Here is a 19,670-nt window from a genome sequence, read left to right on the forward strand (position 1 = left end):
GTTTTAAAGGAGGACTATTATGTCTATGTATAACGCATACCCACTGCATCAGATTATCTTGCGCCGTAGCGTAGTGATTCTGGTTGGCTTATTGGCGCTGCCTATCATGTTGTTACGTAAGGATCGCGCCCGCTTTTATAGCTATCTACACCGCGTCTGGGTTAAAACCAGTGATAAGCCGGTCTGGTTGGCGCAGTCTGAAATGGCACCGCAGGATTTCTATTGATTTAGGTAATGTTTGAATTAAAGATATTAACCTCAACTCAAAAATGCCCTTAAGTTAAATAACTAAGGGCATTTTTATTTTCTATATATTTTATTTTCTATATATATTATTTAATTATTATATGATGTTATAATATAGATTATAACTATAATACATTGGTTGTTTTCATATTTATTATTAATTACATTAAAATTTATTTTTAAATGCATAATTTAAATATTATGTATGATACTTTTTCATCACCAACAGACGTTGGCTATTAATACATAATTATCATTAGAGGGTTTATGGAAAGTTACGTACAAACAACATCATTGGTTAATTATAATAAAGGTATTTTTTCGCTTTATTTTGTCAGCCAGGATCAAAATAAAATGGCAAAAGGTATTACTGCCGTGAATGATGAAGAGCTTGAATTAAAACAGGTTGTGCATATGCCAGCATCAGGTTTTATGTACATGGTTTCTATGGTTAAAAATATGCTGGAAGATCCCCGAATGGAGCAAGAAATAAAAAATCTGATTAATTCAGGATTATTACCATCGATGGATAATTCAAGCGATAATATCGTAGAAGAAGTTGATATGAAGAAACTTAAAAAATAGTTAAATAAGGCAGTTATGTGGATAATAAAATTAACTCCACAATACCTCTGTCACCTGAAATACAAAATATAATTGGTGGGGTAATGTTGCTTACACGATATTCCCCACTACACCTATTATATTCTGTCTCAGAATGGCAGCAACGTATTGTTACTTCCCTCTTGTTAAATCAATTCAGATATTATGAAACCAAAAATGGAAAACCGATTGCATTTTGTAATTGGGCGTTATTGTCAGACGATAATTTGTCAGCATTAATTTCTGGTGAAAGGGATATTAATATTAATGATTGGCAGTCAGGGGATAATTTGTTTTTTCCTGAAATGATTGCTCCTTATGGTCATGTCAGGTTAATTGCAACTGATCTTCGCCGCAATATTTTTTTATATAAAAAAGGTGATATAGCATGTGCCATTAGAGGACGAATATATGATAAAGATTGTGAAATAGAACCAAAAATACAGTGGTTTACAATTTAATTTAAATAAGGAATTTATTATGGGTAAGAATGCATCACGTAGTGCAGAATATTTTTTTACGGGTAAATATAATGGCGATGACAGTAGTGAAGAAATTACTGCCATTGGGTTTGGGGGTGAAATTTACGCCCGTGGTGGTGATGATGAAATCACTGTTGGTTCTGTTGCGGCAATAGTTTATACGGGCAGTGGGGATGATAAGGTGGAAGGTGGGGCTGCTTATCTGGAAGTACAGGATACCTCGGGGGATTTAAGCATATCAGGTGCCGCTGGTGCATTTAATATCAGAAAGCAGGAAGGTGGAAATCTAAAATACCGAGGTGGTGCAATCGCTAATATTATAGAGCATTCGGGTAATGATGGCAGTATAGACTTTGCCGGAGTTGGTGGTTATAACCAAATAACACGGAGAGCTACCGGTTCATCCAATATACGAAAATTAAAACTGGATGATATCACTCTGGGGGATATCAGAGTAAAAGATAATAATAGTGGGGAAACGGTAATTGCAAAGCAAACTAAAAATCAGAACGAGGCTTATGAATATATAGTGAGGAATAAGTATGGAGAAAGAGTTAAATACTTAAGGTTAAGATTTAATTTATTTATGGATGAAACAACGGGAGATATTAAGTTTAATTTAATTAAGGCTGATAGTTCTTTTAAGGCTAGATCCCTCGGTCGAATTAGTCGTGTCCCCAAGACATATAGAGGTGGCTATTCAATTGATAGTATAGAATATTCTGTTCGCGAAATACATAATATCCCTATGTACAGTAAGCCAATAAAAGTTCACACTGGAGAAATAGCGGATTTTGTGGATGATAGTGGTTATAAATTAGCAGTCAATAATGATGACAATATTAAACTCTCAGCTTTAAAATTTATTGATTTTAATGAAATTGTAAAATTATATCGTTCAGAGAGTCAACCAAATATATATTACTATCAGTTTACTAGTAAAGGTACTGTCAGTATTCTTGGAAGAATAAAGTTACATATGCAAGCTATTGGTAGTATGAGTCGCGGGAGTTTTTATTATTCTTACGAAATGGATATGTTTACAGTACCTGAAGAAAATCTTCCATTAGAAGAAAAAATTGATATGGAATATGTGTTGGGTAATGGTATTGATAGCCATGTTAAGCAATATTATAAACAATTAACTATATATTCTGATGGCTCTAATGGTCTAGATGTTAGTCTATCTTATACTATTGACAATGAAATGAAGATTGATAAAAGAAAAGAAATTATTAATGGGAATGTAAGAAATAATAAGACAATACTTAATTTCACCAAAGAACAATTAAATGACAGTAACAAAAATATTTCATTTGTTGGAGGTGGTGTAGCTAACGTCATAAATTCCGATGTGGATAAAGGTGATGTGAAATTTAGCGGTGGTGGTATTGCGAATGTCATTACCCACCGTGCCGGGGAAGGAGATACAGATTTTAAGGGTATTGGTGCTGCTAATATTATTGTAAAAAGTGGTAAGCAAGGCGATTTAACATTTGATGGTGCAGGGTTAGCAAATGTTATCGTGCATAAAAGCGATCACGGGAAAATGGATGTTACCGCCGGTGGTGCAGTTAATGTACTGGTTAGAATTGGTGATGGTCAATACCATGCAAAATTAATTGCACTAGGTAATATCTCGGTTCAGATGGGGGAGGGTGACAGCCGCATTTTAATGTTCGGTGGGCTTAATACACACACGCAAATTGGCTCCGGTAAGGCATTCTGGATTGCTGCGGGTGGCCTTAATGTCATGACGAAGAAAGGAGAGGGATCTATCTTCTCGATAGTGGGGGGCGGCGGTAATGTGGTAACTAACATTAACAGTGGTGATGCAACAATAATTGCCTTGGGGCTGGGTAATATTATTACGCATATGGGGGATGATGAACATCACTCTAATCTCAGTGTTATTGCGGTAGCAGCAGCAAATGTGGTGACCCAAAAAGGCAACGGAGATGTACAGGCTATTCTAGGCGGTGGAATTAATTTATTAACACAAATTGGTTCAGGTAAAACAGATGCCATCATGCTGGGTGGCGGCAATATTTTAACTAAAGTCGGCAATGGTGATACTAATGCCTTTATGTTTGGATTGGGTAATATATTAACCCATGTTAATACTCAAGAGAGCCAAACCTTGGGCGTGATAGTTGGGGCGGGTAATATTTATACTAAGGTCGGCAATGGCACAACGATTGGAGCCATGCTAGCTGCAGGTAATATGATGAGCCACATTGGCATCGGCGACACTTATGCATTGATGGGGGGTATTGGAAATATCTTCACTAAAGTCGGTGATGGCGATGTTTTGGCATTAATGGTGGCCAAAGGGAATATATTAACTCAAGTAGGTGATGGTCAAACTATCGCTCTTATGTTGGCGAAAGGCGGTAATATTTTTACCAAGGTAGGAGATGGAACAACCATAGCCGCCATGGTCAGTATGGCCAATATTATGACCCATATTGGTGATGGTGAAACATTCGCCTTAATGGCGGGTAAAGCGAATATCTTTACCAAAGTGGGCTCTGGTTTAACCGTGGCTTTGATGGCCGGTAATGTAAATGTTTATTCTCAAATTAACCGGCCGGGCACAAAAGAGGTTGGTGTAGGGATTTTTGCCGGTAAATTAAATGTAATGACCAAAGTGGGGGATGGTACCGCTGTGGCTATTATGTTCGGTAAAGCTAATATCATGACTCATGTGGGAGATGGTTCCACCGGTGCTATTTCAATAGCTAAAGGTAATATTATTACGAAAGTAGGTGATGGCTTTACGGGGGTTTTAGCTAAAGCTGAAGGTAATATTGTTACCCATGTAGGTAAAGGGATGTCTGTAGCTGTACTGCATGGTAAGGGCAATGTATTGACTAAAGTAGGGGATGATATTGCTGTCGGGTTACTCATATCAGATAAAGGCAACATCATGACGCATGTCGGTGATGGTCTGACGGTGGGAATAGTCAAGGGTAAACTCAATATTGTTACAAAAGTTGGTCATGGTGATGGGGTTAATATTGCCTGGGGGGATTCGAATATTATCACCCATATAGGTAATGGTGACAGATATAATTTCATTAATGGTAAATATAATGTTATTACGCGAGTAGGGCAAGGTAAAGAGTTTACCGTAGTTAAAGCTAAGCATAATTTAATTAATTTAATTTCTGAAACTGATGGCGGTAAGTTGGATAGCTATACCGCCGCATGGGCAGAGAATAATATTATTACCTCGGTTGGTGATGGGCAGACTGTGGTTTTAGCAAAAGCTAAAAATAATGTTATTACTAAAGTTGGCGAGGGCGATTCTTATAATGTTTTGTGGGCTGATAGAAATATATCAACTCATGTCGGTGATGGTACCAAGGTGACATTAGCTAAAGCTGATCTGAATGTGATTACAGATATTGGTGATGGCTTAAATGTGACCGCGATTTATGGGAAAAACAATGTAAATACTAAAGTTGGCGATGGAACCTCTGTCAGTGTGATGTGGGGTAAACTCAATGTGAATACTAAGGTAGGGGATGGCCTGAATGTAGGAGTAATGAAAGGAAAGGCTAATGCTAATATTCACGTTGGCAACGGTCTTTCTATTGCGGCGAATTACGGTAGAACTAATGTTGTTATAAAAGTAGGTGATGGTGATTTTTATAATTTATCTGTTGCCTCGAGTAATACTCAAAGTAATAAATTAGCAAGTCTATTTAACAATATTAAACAACATGCCATGGGGCGTGCCGGTTCTCAGGCTATTAATTATTTAGTCAATGGAAATGAGAGCCATACTTCCGGCTTCAAAAATGGCCGTGGAGGCTATAAAATATCAGAACCGACAAACGATCTTGCTGGTTTCGAACTGGATAGTAAGGGTTTAATTGATGATTATAAATCGCCGGAGACATCACATGATTTTCAGGCGAGCAGCAGACAATTATCAACAATAAATAAACCAGATATTGATAGCGCAAAACAAAATGCAGAAAGGGCACTGGAAGATACATCAGGCAATCTCCACGATGCTGCTAACGGAAGACTGTATGAGGATAATAGTGCTGCCCTAAATAGTAATAAAGTAGCGATAGAAAATGATAAAACCGGGGCAGAGAATGATGGTGAAAAATTAAGGCAAGAAAAAGAAAAGCATCACCAAAGCAGCCAGCACGTCCAAAATCAATTAGCCTCTACCGATGAGTCCGCTTTAGCTAATATTGGTGCGGAGTACCAACAGCAGGTTAATCAGGAGGCTGAAGAGTTAGTTAGCCAACATCAATTGGCAAGCCTGGCACTTAGTAAACTTTCAGAAAGTAATATCATCAATTCGGTCAATGGGGATGCGGGTTCTTCAGTTCGTAATCCATTTGCTCAGGGTATTTTATCTGATGTCGATAGGCGGGTTTCTCAGGCAACAGTAACCGCAGATGAAAAATTAACACAAATCAACACTGATAGTGAAAAATATAAATCGCAGGTAGATCAAGCATTGGCAAAATCTGAATCTGCTGTCGTGGAGGGAAGAAAGAATGCAGAGCAGGCCAAGGCAGAAGAGCGTACCCGAGTTTCAGTAGCAACAGAAAGAACAGCAGAGGCTGAAGGGCAAAAAAAAAGCGCCATGCAGTCAGCAAGTGCGGCAGAAAATAAAGCAAATGCAATGCAAAACGGTGCCAGAAGAGCAGTGGATGATGCTGAAAATAAAGCGAATACAGCAAAGAATAATGCAAAAGGGGTACAGCAAGAGGAGGGGGATCGGCCCACAGATAGAAAGGTAGCAGAAGGCAGTGGTCGTCGTGTAGGTCAAGTGGCTTATACAACCAATGCTGCAGAGGTCTCTGATGAGTCAATCACCGATAGCGGAAATACACCCGAAAAAATAATATTAGCCAAAGCTGATGGCAGCATAACTAAAGAAATAAACAGAAATCCAGCCCCAGATATCGTTAATTCAGGTAAAGATGCTATCAATCAAGCTGTTGTTCCAGGCTTTAAAGATACTATGGATATTCCTGAACCATCGACGTATAAGCATACGAAATATGGGAGGTTATCATCTAAATATTTAGAAATCGGTATGCATAAATATACTCATGGTAAAGATGATAAAAGTCTCTCTTTCGAGTTTTCTCAAACATTAAAAATAATAAGAAAGGCATGGTATAAAAATTATAAATTAGCGAAAAAACATGTTACACCTAACGAAATTACAAATTCTTTCAATTTTAATTTGGGCGTCTGCTTTGCTTTGTCAGCAAAATATATGATGGCTGAGCGTAATTATGGTGTTGGCGGGGGTAAAGCTTATATAAGTTGGTTGCAGGATGTGGCTAATGGGTACAGTGCTAATATAGGAAAAACTAGCAATATAGATAAAATTCAAAAAAGTATTATGTCAAATTACTATCGTCAACAGTTTGAAAGTGAAATGATCAGTATTTTAAATATTCAAAATAGTCAATCAGTTTACAATCGTGCCGATATCTTTGCATGTGATCTTATTAAAATTAGAAATGAAATGGCTTTATCTAGAAAAGTATATGATGATGATTCCGTTTTCAATATTATTAATAATATTGAAAGTAAATTGAAGGTAAAAAATGCTTTCACCAAAACGACTTTCGATAGTTTAAGAAAAAACTATGTAAGTACTGATATAGAAACGCCTTCAGACATCATTAATATTCTTACAGGGTATGCGGAAGATGAGAAAGCGAGAGGGTTAGATAATTATTATGGTGAGCTGAAACGTAATGGTATTAACCGTGCCGAAAAATTTAAAAATCCTTATCCTGAACAAGAAAATTATACTACTTTGATGGCACAATTGAGGAGCCCAGGTGAGAATACTTTCGTGGAATTTGATTCTACCAATCATGCTATGAATATAACAATTATTAAAAAAGGCAGCGGGTATCAGTGGTCTTTTTTTGAGCCAAATTATGGAGGGGTTTCGTTTGACAATTATAATGACTTTAGAAAGTTTATGGATGGTTTTACGAAAAACAGGAATAGCTACAATAGGTTAGAGGATGACTTTGAGGTTAATTATAATTTATTTATTTCAGATAAAGATATGCAGTCTGTTAGAGGAAAATGGGATATTTTCCGTAGTAATGAACAAGCCTACTTATTAGATAGATTAAAGTCAGAGGGTATTGAGTTTTCCCTAGGTAAGAAAATGAAAGGAAAGATTACTGACTATAAAGCAGAAACCAATAATAAAGGTGATGAAAAAGTAACTTCATTTACTGTTGAAGTTTTTGATGAGAAAAATAAAAAATCAACATCGGTACAAATAGATGCTATGGAGTTTAATTCATCCATTAAAAAACTAATGCCGCATGCTGATCATCTGAATAAAGTATCGGATGGTGCTAACGTTAAAATGTTGGTAGGTGACGATACAATTCGTTTCATCAATATTAACACTTCTGCGGAAGTATTTATTGTTAAGTCGCCTCATTCAAGAGTATTAGGCGATGAGAATTACGATCCTGTCAAAGTAAAGCAGAAGGAGAGAAAAACTATTCACTCTGCTAATGGGGATGGTAAAACTCGTTATGACGGACAAGTTATTGTCCAACTTGAAGAGAATACTGCTGTCCACGAAGCTGCTGTTAATTTAGCCGCGAAGCATTCTAATTCTGTGCATGTCAAACTTGATCAACAAGGTCATTATCAAGTTATATCCGGTGATCCTGGTTTGTTAAAGGGGGACATCCGTTGGCAATTAGTCGGCCATGGACGCGATAAAAACGATGAGGGCAAGGGGAATCAGACATTTGCTAACCACTCTCCAAATGAATTGGCAAAAAATATTAAACGGCTGCGTGGTGATCTTGATAGTGTTTATGGAATAAAAAGTACCCCACAATATATCAGTCTGGTTGGCTGTCGGTTGACGGGAGAGAATAAACAGCAAGGTTTTGCTAAGGCATTTATGCGAGCAGTCGGTAAAGAAGGCATCCGTGCCGATATTTCCGCAAGGCGTGCTCGTGTATTAGTTGATGACCAAGGCCGTAAAATTACATTGGATGAGCAGGGTAATCAAAGGCATAAAATCAGCGAAGATAAAATTGTATTACACTGGAATGAGCAAGGTAACATTGAACATATTAATGACGATGTACGAAATAATATTGCGCGGTCTACAATAGATATTCACAGAGTTGGTGCTACATCAGATGACAGCACGGTACAGGGGGCTATAGACCGTAATACTGAGAGATATATCAGGCCAACTGACAGAAGGACATCGACAACTACAGAATCAGCTACCACGGATAACTCAAAACAAGAGTTCAGTTATGGTGGAAATATAAGTATTCAAGTTGGCGATGATGAGTTTACTTCTATTAATTGGGGAACCTCTAATCTAGGCATAAAAGTGGGAGAGGGTGGATTCAAGACCTTAACCTTTGGCGATAATAACGTCATGATTCATATCGGTAGTGGTATGAGTAAACACAGTGTTGATATTGGTGGCTATCAAGCCTTTGAAGGCGTCCAAGTATTTGTTGGTAGCCGGAATGTTGCGTTTAATTATGGTCACAGTAACGATGTTATTTTTATGGCTGATAAATCGATTATTAGCCCACCATTAGTTAACCCGTTTGATCATGCAGCGCGGATGAGCGAAATATTAGTTACTATTGCGCAGGATGGTGAAGGTGAAGATTGGCTGGCTACTCAAGACCAACAATGGACATTGTCTGGAGCAAAAAAATACCTATCAGACTTCTCGGGGCTAGATGCTAACAGCAGCGTAGATTATGACACACTAATAAATTTGGACTCACAGACTTTACGCAGCGGACGTGGTTTCACAACTGATATTGAAAGTACGCTAAATGATAAATATAACCAGTGGCTAAGCAACTCGCGTGGCGGACAATCCAATTCAATGGGGCAAGCTTCAACGAAGTCAAGTCAGTTGAAAGACCTGCATAATAAGGCTGTTTTTAATATAGCTGTCGCCGGAGAAGGTGCTGATATTATTGCGACCAACAGCAACTGGAATTTTGTTTTTGGTGATAACGTTCAATCTATTATGGATATTAATGTTGGCTCACTATTTAGTTTAAGCACTCAAGAATATACCTCATCAGGTAGGGTGAAAACTACCATGACCTATAAGCTTGACGACTTACCAAGGCAAATGAGGAATAAGCTGATTAATCGCTTGGCGGGTGTTAATGCTGATACCACATTGGGTGATATTTTTGGTGTGGATTATGACGAGTTTGGCCGAATTATTTCTCGTGATGGTCAGGAGATTGATCAAGACGCTGTACTTAAGGAAATGTTGGAAGTCGTTGCTGAGTTTGGTGGCGAAAAACTGAAGGTAATTAGTAATCCAGAAAAGTTACTAGATGGTATAGAAGCTAATCTGAATATGGGTAGCAGTGCTATTACCTCGTTTGCTCAGAGGCATGGTTTACAGGATAAAGCGCCTGACGAAACTGATCATGATTCTGTCGCCGATATTTATACCAATCCGCCGGTACCTGAAAATGATCAAGCATTTGGCTTTAACTCACTGAATATTCCTAATTTATTTGCTGTTATGTTTAATAAAGATCGGCAAACAGAATTAGAAGGTATGGTTGACGATATTAAAGAAAATATGGCTAAAGATCTGCTTAATATGGAGCAGAAGTTATTTGAATTTTTACAAAATAGTGGTCATTTAATCGATGATGGAGATATCCATGTCTCGTTAGGGAATTATAATTTCACTTTTGGTGGCCACGGGCGTGATTTAGCTGCTTATTTGGGTGATAACAATAATTTCTGGGGAGGTCATGGTGATGATGTTTTCTATGGCATGGGTATTTCTAACATATTTACCGGCGGTAAAGGTAATGATGTCGGTGTACTAATGGGCCGAGAAAATACTATGTTTGGCGGTGTCGGTGATGATATTGCCGTGCTTGCTGGACGAGTTAATACTGCTTACCTCGGTGAGGGCAATGATCAGGCCTTTATCTTCGGAGAAACGGGGGGTATTGATACCGGTTCTGGGCAGGATTATGCCGTGGTTGCTGGTAATTTTAACCGACTCTCTAGCGGCTCTGAACAAGATTATGTGGTCATCATTGGCAATAATAATGTGGTTGAATTAGGTTCGGGGGATGATAGTAGCCGAGTATTTGGCAACCAGAATACAGTCTATGGTGATAGTGGTAACGATAATATCATCCTGCTGGGCTATTCATCTATTATCTACGGTGGTACAGGCGATGATAAACTTATCGCTAATTCGATTTCCAAATTCAGCAAGATAGAGGCTGGGGAAGGTAATGATACACTTGACTTAGGGGGTTACAAAAACCTCTTTAGTGGTGGCATTGGCAACGATTGTTTTGTGATTACTGAAGCTGTTATTGACTGTACTGTGAGCGATGCCAGTGGTGGTGATGATATTCTATTTAAAGATATTAATTGGCAAGATATCTGGTTCCAACGCAGCGATAATGACCTTATTGTTCTGGTTGATCGCCGGATCGGAATAACGACTGAACAGAGTGAGTTTGAAAATATTGGCTCAGTGACTTTCTCAGATTATTTTGCCGGCGAGCGGGCAAATATAGTTGTGAGTATTGAGGGTTCAACGTCGAAGACGATTCTGCAAGATGGAGCACTGGATAGCCTTGTGGATATGATGAGCAAGCATGATATCACTGAGAGTAGTAGCGACTTTATGCAGCAGATAGATACGAGCTTGCGTAATAATATCGCAGCAGCTTGGGGTAATGTCCTCACTGCGTAAGATATTCTTCTTTATTTAACCTCAGATATTGAGATAAAAATGCCGTTCAGATAATCACTGAGTGGCATTTTTATTGGTATCTATTACGCCCCGCAGCGATAAGATTGTTATGATTAATCTCATGGTTTTTACATTTGGGGCTGGCGCATGTCGATAACAAATAAGCAAGTTAACAGTACTGAACATCTTTATGCTTTACACGAACTTGATCAATTAATTGCCAGCGGTATCACCCGTGGCAAGTTGATGGAGTTTCATAGCCGCTATAAACTCGTGCTCTTGGCACATTCACAGCCTGAATATCGCGAGATTGGGCCTTTTGTGGCAGAGCTGGATAAATGGCCTTCATTAGCCGAGTTTGCCACTGAGTATCGTCAACGTCTGATTCAGCTGTTATCTCATCAGCCCACCGCTGCTAACCACACCAATGTATTGATGCATGTGCAAGGTTATTTCCGGCCTTATCTCACTTCTGACCAGCGCCAAGCTTTGGCGCAATTGATTGAAAAATATCGGTTAGGGGAGGTGCCGTTAAGCGCACCTATTGGCCAAATAACGGCTTATATGGTGGAGTTCCCTAATGATTATCTGGCCGGGCAGCACTATTTTACTTTTTATTCAGCGCAGGGATAAAACATGGCAACGCATTTGGTCTGGTTTCGCACTGATTTGCGCCTAACGGATAATTTGGCGCTGCATGCGGCTTGCCAGGATCCACACGCGACGGTGATTGCACTGTTTATTGCTACGCCAGCACAATGGGCGGCGCATGATATGTCGCCACGGCAAGCCGCGTTTCTGCTACAAAATTTGCAACAGTTACACACAGCACTCGCCGCACGGGCGATACCGCTCCACTATCATCAGTGCGATGATTTTCAAGATTCCATTGCCTGGCTGGATGATTTTTGTCAGCAACATCAGGTTGATGCCCTGTTTTATAATCAACAGTATGAATTGAATGAACGGCGACGCGATGAAGCACTAACAGCTCGGCTTCATCGTCGGGATGCTCTTTGCCATTCGTTCCATGACAGTGTGCTATTGCCGCCTGGGAGCGTTCTGACGGGCAATAATGAAATGTACAAAGTATTTACCCCGTTTCGTCGGGCGTTTATTCAACGCCTGATGATGAGTGATTGTCGCAGTGTGCCAGCTCCCAAAGCCCGCAATACCTCAATGGAAATAGTGCCGCAGTCACTGACTCCGTTTGATTACCCACAGCAATCTGTTGACCACCAGCTTTTTCCGGTGGGTGAAGAGGCCGCGCTTCAGCGCTTGCGGACTTTCTGCCGTGAGCAGGTGCAGGATTATCAACAGCAACGTGATCTCCCCTCGGTCGCGGGAACCAGTAGTCTGTCACCTTATTTGGCATTGGGAATACTTTCGCCCCGCCAATGTGTTAACCGTCTGAGAGCAGAATGCCCAGAGGTATTAGAGAATGCCGACAGCGGTGCTTTTATCTGGCTTAGTGAACTGATCTGGCGTGAGTTTTATCGTCATTTACTGGTTGCTTATCCGCGGTTATGCCAGCACCGTCCCTTTATTGATTGGACTGATGCCGTAGTATGGAATCACTCTGAACAGCAATTAATTGCCTGGCAACAGGGGCGAACCGGTTATCCTATTGTTGATGCAGCAATGCGACAGTTAAATGAAACTGGCTGGATGCATAACCGGTTACGAATGATTAGCGCCAGTTTTCTGGTCAAAGACTTATTGATCGACTGGCGACAAGGCGAGCGCTATTTTATGTCGCAATTATTGGACGGTGATTTGGCCGCGAATAATGGTGGCTGGCAATGGGCTGCATCAACCGGTACAGATGCCGCGCCCTATTTTCGTATTTTTAATCCCACCACGCAGGGAGAGCGTTTTGATACTGACGGCGTTTTTATTCGTCGCTGGCTGCCTGAATTGGCGGCGGTACCAGACAGTGATATCCATCAGCCATGGCGTTGGGCGCAGCGGCAACAGCAACAGTTGGATTACCCGACACCGCTGGTGGACCATAAAGCAGCCAGATTGGCGACACTCGCGGCATTTGACGCCGCAAAGCGGGATGACCGCAAGGATCCCTAACCACAAGGAGCCTTCATGTTTTTGACATATTCTTCGACGCAAACGACATCAAATGTCAGCAAATTTTGCCGCAACCAACGCCGCAATAGGCTATTCACTGTCGGGTTGGTTTTCTCTTTTAGCCTGTACAGCTCACTGGCCTTTGCCGGTTTTGAAGTTATCGCTCTTGGCGTGGAGGGCGGTGTCAGTGACGGCAATCTGACGTCATATCTCATTCGTGATGATAGCCAGCCGCTCTATTTGGCACTGGATGCCGGTTCGGTACTGCCGGGAATCGCCAAGGCACTGGAGAAAGGCAATTTTCCTGATATCACGGATGAAGTTGCAGCCCCATTGACCCGGCAGGGATATATTTTTCGCCAACGTATTAACAGCTATTTCATCAGCCATGCTCATCTTGACCATGTTTCCGGCCTGATTATTGGTTCGCCAGAAGACAGTAAAAAAACCATTTATGCCTCGGTAGATACTATTGATGTGCTGCGAAATTACTATTTTAACTGGCGTGTCTGGCCCAATTTTACTGATAGCGGCAGTGGCACCCGTTTAGGCACTTATCGGCTGCAATTGGTGCGGCCAGCCCAGCCGCTGAGTTTGGGGTTGACCCGCTTAACCGGTGAGATGTACCCCTTAAGCCACGATAAGTCACCCTCTTCGATGTTGCTTATCAGCAGTAATAACGCCACTTTTGCCTATTTTGGTGACACTGGCCCGGATGAGATAGAAAAGTCGAAAAATCTGGATACGGTGTGGCGTAAACTGGCGGAAAAGGTTAAACAGCAGCAATTGAAAGGGATGATCATTGAGGTCTCCTATCCCAATGAAGCGCCAGACAGTAAGTTATACGGGCATATGACACCGCAATTTTTGCTCAAAGAGCTAAAAAAATTGGCTACATATAGCGGCGAAGGAGAGCCATTAAAAGGTTTGTCAGTGGTGATTAGCCATATCAAGCCCTCATTCCAACAGGGGAAAGATGTGCGTAAAACCATTGCTGCCGAGTTAGCACAAGGCAATGATATGGGCATTAATTTTATTATTATGGAACAGGGCGATAGCCAGAAATTCTGAGCTTGTATCACGTAGACTGATATTTTTGAATTTATCCTTTTCATCTGTATTGATAACTGACGAGACAAATAGAAATGCGTAACACGGAACTGGAAACCCTCATTAATACTAAGCTGGACATCGCGGCTTTTCAGGATTACGCACCCAATGGTTTACAGGTAGAGGGGCGCGAAGAGGTTCGCCGTATTGTCACGGGTGTGACCGCCAGTCAGGCATTGCTTGATGCGGCTGTCGAGCAACAGGCTGATGCTATTGTGGTGCATCACGGTTATTTTTGGAAAAACGAACCGGTAGTGGTTCGAGGAATGAAGCGTAACCGACTGAAAACATTGCTGACTAATGACATTAATCTGTATGGCTACCATTTGCCACTTGATGCTCACCCCGAATTAGGCAATAACGCGCAGTTGGCTAAATTACTCGACATTCGGGTGTTAGGAGAAATTGAATCTCTCTTGCCTTATGGTGAGTTTGATACCCCGATAAACGCCGTCATTTTGCGTGAAAAACTGGAAGCATTGCTGGGCCGCTCGGTACTGCATTGCGGTGACCATGCGCCTGTGAGTATTCGTCGCATCGCCTGGTGCAGTGGCGGTGGGCAAGGATTTATTCAGCAAGCTGCTGAATTTGGTGTTGATGCATTCATTACTGGTGAAGTTTCTGAGCAGACAATTCATATTGCTCGTGAGATGGGTGTGAATTTTTATGCGGCAGGGCATCATGCGACTGAGCGCTATGGTATCAAAGCGCTGGGAGAATGGCTCGCGAGCCAGCATCAATTTGACGTTATCTTTATTGATATTCCTAACCCAGCCTGAGTCGGGTTGGGTTCTTTGCCAGCACCGATGGTGAACATCGGTGCTCAAGTATTATTTGATGGGCAGGTTTTTAACAGCAATAACATTTAACCACAATAAAACAAGGGTTTATCAGTGGTGTGGCTATTCAAAACAGTCATCTTGCTGTAGTTAGATGATAAAGCTGCAATTTTTAAGAATATTTCCTCGCTTCACACTGATTCTAAATAAGAAAAAATTCGCATCATCCCCGCAATCCTCATTAAAAAACCACCAAAATACATGTTGCTAGTGATTAATATCGCTCTTTTATCTGAATCTAGTGATTGCTCTTAATTATTGGTTAATTCGCTTCTATTGACAGCGCTTAGGTGCTAACGCATAAATATGTACTTATGGCTGCTATTTATCTAAAAACGAAAAAGATAAGTTGATGAAGGGGATGTGAGTGCAACGAGCACGATGTTATTTACTGGGAGAAAGTGCGGTGGTTCTGGAACTGGAACCGCCGGTGACATTAGCAAGTCAGCAACGGATTTGGGGTTTAGCTGATCGTCTGATTCATCATTCTGATGTCCTTGAAGCGATCCCCGGCATGAATAATCTAACCTTATTGCTGACAGATCCACAAAATACCGCGCTGGATGCGATTGAACGGCTACAGCGCTGGTGGGAAGAGAGCGAGTCATTAATCCCTGAGTCACGCGATATCACTATCCCGGTGATTTATGGTGGGGAGGCTGGCCCTGATCTGGCTGAGGTCGCGCGCCATACCGGTATGACAGAGCGTCAGGTCGTTGAATGCCATGCCGAGGCGAGCTATATCGTCTACTTTCTCGGTTTCCAGCCGGGCTTCTCTTACATGGGAGGGATGCCAGAGCAGCTGGCCACACCGCGCCGCGCTGAGCCACGATTGGTTGTTCCGCCGGGTTCGGTTGGTATTGGGGGGAGCCAAACAGGCATTTATCCACTGGCCACCCCCGGTGGTTGGCAGCTTATTGGCCGTACATCACTGGCACTGTTTAACCCGCTAGAGATGCCGCCTACCTTGCTGCGACCGGGTGACAATGTGCGCTTTCTGCCTTTGAAGGAGGGCGTATGCTGAAAATTATTCGTTCTGGTATTTACACCACAGTTCAAGACAGTGGTCGCGGCGGTTTTCGTCGTTTGGGGATAAGTCAGGGGGGGGCACTTGATTTACCCGCACTGAGCATGGCAAACATGTTGGTCGGCAATGACGTGGGTGCTGCTGGGCTGGAAATTACCTTGGGTCAATTTACTGCCGAATTTACTCAACCGGGCTGGATAGCCGTGACCGGTGCGGGCTGTGATGCCAGACTTGGAGGCCAACTGTTGTGGACAGGATGGCGTTATCCAGTCAAACGAGGGCAACAATTAACACTCGGTGTGCCGCACCGCGGGATGCGCAGTTATCTGGCGATTTCTGGCGGCATTAATGTACCGGAAATGTTGGGATCGCGCAGCACCGACTTGAAAGCCGGGTTTGGTGGCTATCAAGGACGATTGATTAAAGAGGGCGATAGCCTGCCGCTCGGCAAACCGACCCGTTTGCCACGTGAGTCAGTGGGTATCAAACAACTGTTATTTGGTAACCGTGTGCGAGCAGTACCGGGGCCGGAATATCATGAATTCGACGATATCGCACAAGGGGCTTTCTGGCGTGAAGCTTGGCAACTTAGCCCGCAAAGTAACCGGATGGGGTATCGCCTGACGGGCCGCGAGTTAATGCGTACGACGTCTCGCGAAATGTTATCCCACGGTTTATTACCCGGTGTGGTGCAAGTCCCTCATAACGGCCAACCGATTGTGCTGATGGCCGATGCGCAGACAACAGGCGGCTACCCCCGAATTGCTTGTGTTATCGAAGCTGACCTCTATCACTTGGCACAACTGAGACTCGGCGAACCGGTGCACTTTGTGCAATGTAGCGTGGAAGAAGCGCTGAGAGCCAAATCGGAGCAGCAGCATTTTCTGCAACAGATTGAGTGGGGTTTACAACAAGGATTTGATGACAAGGAGGCTAAATGAACATTGATTTAAATGCAGATTTAGGTGAAGGCTGCGCCAATGATCACGCGTTGTTGCAATTAGTCAGTTCCGCCAATATCGCCTGTGGATTTCATGCCGGTGATGCACAAACAATGCGTCAATCTGTGCGTTGGGCGATGGAATATGGGGTAGCTATCGGCGCCCATCCAAGTTTCCCAGATCGTGAGAACTTTGGTCGTACTGCGATGCAGCTTCCACCCGAGACGGTCTACGCCCAAGTCGTTTATCAGCTTGGCGCCCTTGCGGCGATTGTGAAAGCGGAAGGGGGCGTGATGCAACATGTGAAGCCCCACGGTATGTTGTACAACCAAGCCGCGGTGGATTCGCAATTAGCCGATGCTATTGCCCAAGCAGTCAAAGCTGTCGACTCGTCCTTACGGCTGGTTGGATTGGCAGGGAGCGAATTGATCAGTGCTGGTCAGCGTGCGGGTTTAGTCACCCGTCAGGAGGTTTTTGCAGACCGACGGTATCAATCTGACGGTACTTTAGTCCCGCGCAGCCAGCCCGATGCTTTAATTGAAAGTGACGAACTGGCTTTGTCACAAACCCTAGCCATGGTGCAGCGCCATCAAGTGCAGGCCCGCGATGGCCGTTGGGTGTCGGTGCAGGCAGATTCTGTGTGTGTGCATGGCGATGGTGCTCATGCCTTGAGCTTTGCGCGTCGTTTACGTGAGCGTTTTCAGCAAGAAAATATCACCGTCACCGCACAGTAATACCATGCTTTTTGGGCAGTAAAAACCATAACCGCTTGGCCCGAGCGGAACCCTTAAAAGTATGCTTTATGACAGGAGAGTCACCTTGGAACAAACAGTCAACTTATGGCCGCTGATTGGTATTGCGGCGATTGTCATCGGATTTTTACTGCGTATTAACGCAGTTTTAGTCGTAATCAGTGCCGGGATTATTACCGGTCTGGCTGCACTGATGCCGATAGCAACTATTTTAGAAAAGCTCGGTGAGGGATTCCTCAATACGCGTAACTTGCCTTTGATTCTGTTACTGCCTTTGGCCGTTATCGGTTTACTTGAGCGACACGGTTTGAAAGAGCGGGCGCAAGCATGGATATCGCAAATTAAAAGCGCGACTTCTGGCCGTTTACTCATTGTGTATTTGTTTGTGCGTGAAGCCACGGCAGCGCTGGGTTTAACTAGCCTCGGTGGTCATGCGCAGATGGTGCGGCCACTGTTGGCCCCAATGGCGGAAGGTGCAGCCACCACTCGTTATGGCGAGTTACCAGAGAAAGTGCGCTATCGACTACGTGCGATGTCTGCTGCCACAGATAACGTTGGCCTGTTCTTCGGTGAAGACATTTTTGTCGCCTTCGGGGCCATTATCTTCATGCACAACTTTATGTTGGAGTCCGGCGGTATTCAAACCGAACCACTGCATATTGCGCTGTGGGGGATCCCGACGGCGATTTGTGCCTTCCTGATCCATGCCTATCGCCTACAGCGCTTAGATAAACACCTTGCCGCTGAATTAACTGCACTGAATCAGTCTGCTTTGGCTACCAAAGGAGACGCCAAATGATTTTCCAACAGCAATATTTATACTGGTTGGCGGGCGTCGTACTCCTAATTGTCGCGGTCATGTCATTTCGGGATAAAGCTAACCCACGCCGTCTGACGACCGGTTTATTTTGGGGGTTATACGGGCTCATTTTTCTGGTAGGGGACTGGACCTACCGCTTGGCGAATACGCTAGCCGGTGAAGGGCCGGATGAAAAACGCGTATTGAATATTACGGTCGGCGTGGTGGTCGTGATCATGGCACTGATAGCCGGTTTCGGTGGGGTAAAGCTGGGCAGCTATCATCAGCGTACTGCACAAGAGCGCGAAGTGAGTGCCAAGCGTTTGGGCAACAAATTATTTCTTCCAGCGCTGACTATTCCGGTTGTGACCGTTATCGGCGTGCTGCTGTTTAGCTATGTCCCGGCGTTAGATCAATGGCTGTTTGGTACGGGTAACCACGCAACTTTAGTGACCTTATTTTCAATGACCGTCGGTTGTGTGCTCGGTTTGCTGATTGCGGTTGTCCTGACCCGCGAAACTGCGGCACAACCGGTGCAGGAAGCTCGGCGCTTGCTGGATTCTATCGGTTGGGCATTCATCTTGCCGCAAATTTTAGCAACACTGGGTTTACTGTTTACGACTGCTGGCGTGGGCACCGCGATCGCGCATCTAACACAGGAATATCTGGCGGTAGATCATCGCTTTATCGCCGTGGCAGTCTATGCTATTGGCATGGCGTTACTGACCATGATCATGGGAAATGCGTTTGCAGCTTTCCCCATTGTGACTGCGGGGATCGGTATTCCAATTCTGGTGTTGCAGCACGGGGGTAACCCGGCGGTCATGGCCGCAATCGGGATGTTCTCTGGTTATTGTGGCACCTTGATGACACCGATGGCCGCCAACTTTAACATTGTCCCTGCTGCATTATTGGAGCTACCGGATAAAAATGCCGTGATCAAAGCGCAAATCCCAACCGGGGTAACACTTTTGATTGTTAACGTATTTTTGCTTTATTTCCTGATGTTCCTCTAGGAGA

Annotated in this window: 13 protein-coding genes; all 13 read left to right on the forward strand. The window is 43.1% G+C overall.

All coding sequences use genetic code 11. The features are described from left to right. Nucleotides 1-19: 19 nt before the first annotated feature. The 13 genes from HUZ92_RS11630 to HUZ92_RS11690 all read left to right on the forward strand — a co-directional run bounded on the left by HUZ92_RS11630 (nucleotide 20) and on the right by HUZ92_RS11690 (nucleotide 19,666). Nucleotides 20-226 carry a YbfA family protein gene (locus tag HUZ92_RS11630; protein ID WP_050098898.1) on the forward strand — a complete coding sequence of 69 codons (207 nt, stop codon included), beginning with the start codon at nucleotides 20-22 and terminating at the stop codon, nucleotides 224-226. A gap of 287 nt (nucleotides 227-513) precedes the next feature. Beyond that, the gene (locus tag HUZ92_RS11635; protein ID WP_050098896.1) at nucleotides 514-831 is read left to right on the forward strand and encodes a hypothetical protein; all 318 of its coding nucleotides are present in this window, start codon (nucleotides 514-516) and stop codon (nucleotides 829-831) included. Nucleotides 832-848: 17 nt separating this feature from the next. After that, entirely contained in the window at nucleotides 849-1,310 is a 462-nt protein-coding gene (locus HUZ92_RS11640) for a toxin-activating lysine-acyltransferase (protein WP_235896983.1), read from the forward strand. Nucleotides 1,311-1,329: 19 nt separating this feature from the next. Further along, nucleotides 1,330-11,100, forward strand: a complete 9,771-nt coding sequence (gene rtxA / locus HUZ92_RS11645) for an MARTX multifunctional-autoprocessing repeats-in-toxin holotoxin RtxA (RefSeq protein WP_145579607.1) — start codon at nucleotides 1,330-1,332, stop codon at nucleotides 11,098-11,100. A gap of 147 nt (nucleotides 11,101-11,247) precedes the next feature. Then, on the forward strand, nucleotides 11,248-11,733 hold the full coding sequence (locus HUZ92_RS11650) for a YbgA family protein (RefSeq protein WP_050098891.1): 486 nt from the start codon (nucleotides 11,248-11,250) through the stop codon (nucleotides 11,731-11,733). Between the two features lie 3 nt (nucleotides 11,734-11,736). Beyond that, nucleotides 11,737-13,182, forward strand: a complete 1,446-nt coding sequence (gene phrB / locus HUZ92_RS11655) for a deoxyribodipyrimidine photo-lyase (protein ID WP_145579608.1) — start codon at nucleotides 11,737-11,739, stop codon at nucleotides 13,180-13,182. Between the two features lie 15 nt (nucleotides 13,183-13,197). Further along, nucleotides 13,198-14,253: an MBL fold metallo-hydrolase gene (locus HUZ92_RS11660; RefSeq protein WP_174846826.1), complete on the forward strand. Its 1,056-nt coding sequence runs from the start codon at nucleotides 13,198-13,200 to the stop codon at nucleotides 14,251-14,253. A 74-nt stretch (nucleotides 14,254-14,327) separates the two neighbouring features. Further along, nucleotides 14,328-15,071 carry a type 2 GTP cyclohydrolase I gene (locus HUZ92_RS11665; protein ID WP_050098888.1) on the forward strand — a complete coding sequence of 248 codons (744 nt, stop codon included), beginning with the start codon at nucleotides 14,328-14,330 and terminating at the stop codon, nucleotides 15,069-15,071. A 427-nt stretch (nucleotides 15,072-15,498) separates the two neighbouring features. Continuing rightward, the gene (gene pxpB / locus HUZ92_RS11670; RefSeq protein ID WP_050139808.1) at nucleotides 15,499-16,155 is read left to right on the forward strand and encodes a 5-oxoprolinase subunit PxpB; all 657 of its coding nucleotides are present in this window, start codon (nucleotides 15,499-15,501) and stop codon (nucleotides 16,153-16,155) included. Beyond that, nucleotides 16,149-17,099 carry a 5-oxoprolinase subunit PxpC gene (gene pxpC, locus HUZ92_RS11675; RefSeq protein ID WP_050139807.1) on the forward strand — a complete coding sequence of 317 codons (951 nt, stop codon included), beginning with the start codon at nucleotides 16,149-16,151 and terminating at the stop codon, nucleotides 17,097-17,099. The genes pxpB and pxpC overlap by 7 nt, the downstream gene beginning before the upstream one ends. Continuing rightward, nucleotides 17,096-17,833 carry a 5-oxoprolinase subunit PxpA gene (pxpA, locus tag HUZ92_RS11680; RefSeq protein ID WP_050098885.1) on the forward strand — a complete coding sequence of 246 codons (738 nt, stop codon included), beginning with the start codon at nucleotides 17,096-17,098 and terminating at the stop codon, nucleotides 17,831-17,833. Before pxpC ends, pxpA begins: the two co-directional genes overlap by 4 nt. Nucleotides 17,834-17,918: 85 nt before the next feature. After that, a complete protein-coding gene (locus HUZ92_RS11685) occupies nucleotides 17,919-18,650 on the forward strand; it encodes a DUF969 domain-containing protein (RefSeq protein WP_050098884.1) in 732 nt (243 codons plus the stop codon). Then, on the forward strand, nucleotides 18,647-19,666 hold the full coding sequence (locus HUZ92_RS11690; RefSeq protein ID WP_050098883.1) for a DUF979 domain-containing protein: 1,020 nt from the start codon (nucleotides 18,647-18,649) through the stop codon (nucleotides 19,664-19,666). Before HUZ92_RS11685 ends, HUZ92_RS11690 begins: the two co-directional genes overlap by 4 nt. Nucleotides 19,667-19,670 lie beyond the last annotated feature (4 nt).

Origin of the sequence: Yersinia vastinensis (assembly GCF_902726565.1) — a bacterium.
Lineage (GTDB): Bacteria > Pseudomonadota > Gammaproteobacteria > Enterobacterales > Enterobacteriaceae > Yersinia > Yersinia vastinensis.